Raw genomic sequence first — 3,636 nt, forward strand, 5'->3', positions numbered from 1 at the left:
GATGTCTCCTTCAGCTTAGGGGATTCCCTGCGTCCTGGCTGCACCCATGATGCATCTGATCAAGCCCAGTTAGCAGAATTGAAAACATTGGGGCAGTTGACTCGTCGTGCTTGGGAACATGATGTACAGGTCATGGTAGAAGGACCTGGTCATGTGCCGATGGATCAAATTGAGTTCAATGTCAAAAAGCAGATGGAAGAGTGTTCAGAAGCACCTTTCTATGTCCTAGGACCACTAGTGACAGACATTGCTCCTGGATATGACCATATCACCTCTGCCATTGGGGCAGCTTTAGCTGGCTGGTACGGTACCGCCATGCTGTGCTATGTAACCCCGAAAGAACATTTGGGACTGCCCGATGCTGAAGATGTCCGCAATGGATTAATTGCCTACAAGATTGCTGCTCATGCGGCGGATATTGCCAGGCATCGTCAAGGAGCACGGGACCGGGATGATCAACTCTCCATTGCTCGCTACAACTTCGACTGGAACCGCCAGTTTGAACTTTCCCTTGACCCCGAACGAGCTCGGGAATACCATGATGAAACCCTACCAGCAGATATCTATAAGACAGCAGAGTTTTGTTCCATGTGTGGACCAAAGTTCTGCCCCATGCAAACTAAAGTTGATGCTGATGCCTTGACTGAACTAGAAAAGTTCTTGGCGAAAGAACCTGCCCATCAAGGCTAATTCAATCATCAATAAACTAAACCTTTTAAAAACCCGGTTTCCTAGGAGAAGCCGGTTTTTTTTTGACTTTTACTGCCACTTACCTATTAGAGCGCTACGGGCTGGGAATCGGGAATCGGGAATCGGGAATCGGGAATCGGCAATAGGAAATACGCAATAGGGAATAGGGAATAGCAAATAGGGAATAGGCCATAGGGAATAGGCAATATAAAAGCCAAGTTACACAGCTTTTAGCAATTATCAGATCACCATTATTTGTAAATAAAATAGCGCGTATTTATACCTATAATAAAATAACTATATGTAGCCTTTTTTAAGCTATTTCATATAAATTTGATAATTATAACGCATATCATACAATTAGATGTTTCACAGCTGATTAACCAGTTGATTTAACAGAAAACTCAGGTGATTTTCAGATTAGCGAATGATGGTAGTTATAGAGCTAAGATAAAACACACAAAGGATAAAAAAATGACAACTCGTGACGAATTTTGGACTATGGCAGATCATTCTCGACTGGAAGCTGAATATCTAGCTGATAAGAAACTGCAATATTTACAACATGCCCCACTGTCAGCTTTACAGCAGATATGTATCCAGTACCGTCATTTTACGAAAGAGTTTCCTGATAATCTGGCAATTCTAATTTCCAAAGCTCCTTATGGAAAATTTAAAAGCTTAACGGCTGAGATACTAGCAGAAGAGTTAGGTGAAGGAGATCATGAGAATAATCATCTCCAACTATGGGATAACTATTTGTTAAGTATTGGTATAAATCAAGATTTATTTGAAGACTCTCTTAGCGAAGAAAATAAGATTTTGCTTGATGAGATTAAGCAACTAACGTTAACCAAGCCTACCACCTATGTTATTGGATTATGTGGCATGGGTGGAGAGTGCCTTTGCCAAGTTTATCTCTCTACTATGTACAAATATCTTGTCAAAAACCCATATATCAAAGAAAACAAACACACCATTGATTGGGAGTTTTGGAACTTTCATGTTGGTGAAGCTGATATTATCCATCGTCAAAAGGTCAGAGATGCCATTAATGAGATAGTTGATGCGGATCCATCTACCGTAGATCATTTAACAGCTGGCTATCAGAAAGCCAAACATAATTGGGATACATTTTGGACGAATAACTACAAATTAGCCATGACTAAGCAGATGGCAGCTGTAAATTGAGTGAATAATTGAGTGAATAATTGAGTGAAATAGAAGTAAGTAGAGTCCATCAATCAAATCACTCTACTACTTCAAAATACCCAATAATAACAAATTGGCTCGATAGTTTATTATAGCAGTTGGCAATTTAATCAGGTACACCTTAAAACCCTGAACGACACACAGGACAAGGAAAAGCAAAAAAGCCGATGCCTGATAGCTCACTGCTAACTGCTATATTAGCTTGACTCAAAATGAAACAAAAATCAGAAATGAAGCATTCTCTTGAAGCTTTGAAGAAACATGGCCAAACCACAGCTTCATCTACTTTAGGCTTGTGGGATTCTATTCGAGCAGATTTTGAGGCTGTGTTTGAGAAAGATCCTGCTGCTTCCTCTTGGCTTGAGGTGTTAACTTGCTATCCAGGCTTACAGGCAGTGACGGTTCATCGCTTTGCTCATATCTTATATCGCCACCGTTTATTTTGGCTGTCTCGCTTCGTATCCTACATTGTCCGTTGGCTAACAGGAATTGACATTCATCCAGGTGCTACCCTTGGTCGGGGCATATTTATTGATCACGGTACAGGTGTAGTAATTGGGCAAACCGCCATCGTTGGAGATGGAACCTTAATTTATCAAGGCGTTACTTTAGGTGGCACTGGCAAACAACTAGGTAAACGTCATCCGACTGTGGGAAAAAATGTAATCGTCGGAGCGGGAGCAAAAATTCTTGGGGACATTGAAATTGGTAACAATAGCCGTATTGGAGCAGGCTCAGTAGTTTTACGGTCTGTTCCTAATGACTGCACTGTTGTTGGGATTCCGGGACGAATAGTTAGGCAATTCGCCCAGCCGATTAGTCCACTTGCTCACAGTAACATCCCTGATCCAGTAGCTAATGTGGTTGATAAACTTATCCAAAGGATAGATGAGTTGGAAATCAAACTAAAGCAATTACAGCAGTTTAGAGAAATGGAGTTCACCGAAAAGCTGTTGTGTCAAGATCAAGCTATCAACTTATCTCACAATACTAATTTAAATAGTCGTCAGCTAGCAAAAGTAGATTAACTGTAAGCATTCAGCCGTCAGCTATCAGCTAATGCGCTGCGCGCACGCTACTTGAGGTGCTAGCAGGCGCTTTAACTCCACAGGGTCGGATCAGTACGAGCAGGGATTTTCAACCAGCCGTACCAGCACCCCCCAGCTTTTTTACTACCTCCCGTTGATTAGCATGATAGCTGACGGCTGACGGCTGATAGCTGAATGCTTACGATTAACTTTTGTTAATACAGGAGACAAATGTCTTGGAAATCATAATTGCTACTATGCCCTTGTGGGTAGCCATAGTAATGCTAGTGGTATTGCAGCGACCAAGCCAACAGGCAGGACTTGCTACTTTGATAGCTGCTATCGGATCAACACTACTATTTCCTGTTTTTCGTTTGTTTCCTGGGCAATTACTACTTGCTTTGGTGAAGGGACTTGCGACATCATTATCAGTGTTCTACGTGCTATTTCCCAGTTTGCTACTTTACTATCTGCTCAAGTCTGTAGATGGTATGAGCCTTTTAGGACAGGGTATTGCTCGTTTAGTTCCTGAGCGAGACTTACAGGTGTTGCTGCTAGTAATTGGGTTCGCTCCCTTTGCCGAGTCAGTTAGTGGATTTGGAGTTGGTACCATTTTAGTCATTCCACTGTTTCTCGCATTAGGTTATAGTTCTGCTCAGTCAGCTATACTGGGTATTTTGGGTCAAATGGCTGTACCTTGGGGAGG

General features: G+C 42.0%; 4 protein-coding genes. All 4 read left to right on the plus strand.

The genetic code is table 11. The features are described from left to right. Positions 1 to 690: phosphomethylpyrimidine synthase ThiC (locus tag F6K37_RS28920; RefSeq protein WP_287253894.1), on the plus strand; the 690-nt coding region annotated here is incomplete at its 5' end. 474 nt (positions 691 to 1,164) lie between these two features. After that, positions 1,165 to 1,881 (plus strand): iron-containing redox enzyme family protein, encoded by a 717-nt coding sequence (locus tag F6K37_RS28925; protein WP_287253895.1) that lies wholly within the window; start codon positions 1,165 to 1,167, stop codon positions 1,879 to 1,881. 233 nt (positions 1,882 to 2,114) lie between these two features. Continuing rightward, positions 2,115 to 2,930: a serine O-acetyltransferase gene (gene cysE, locus F6K37_RS28930; RefSeq protein ID WP_008182271.1), complete on the plus strand. Its 816-nt coding sequence runs from the start codon at positions 2,115 to 2,117 to the stop codon at positions 2,928 to 2,930. Between the two features lie 236 nt (positions 2,931 to 3,166). Beyond that, positions 3,167 to 3,636: L-lactate permease (locus F6K37_RS28935; protein ID WP_287253897.1), on the plus strand; the 470-nt coding region annotated here is incomplete at its 3' end.

This window comes from Moorena sp. SIO4E2, from assembly GCF_010671945.1.
Lineage (GTDB): Bacteria > Cyanobacteriota > Cyanobacteriia > Cyanobacteriales > Coleofasciculaceae > Moorena > Moorena producens.

Coding starts and splice junctions, on each gene's coding strand:
- F6K37_RS28925 (WP_287253895.1), top strand. CDS start 1,165: ATGACAACTCGTGACGAATTTTGGACTATGGCAGATCATTCTCGACTG.
- cysE (WP_008182271.1), top strand. CDS start 2,115: ATGAAACAAAAATCAGAAATGAAGCATTCTCTTGAAGCTTTGAAGAAA.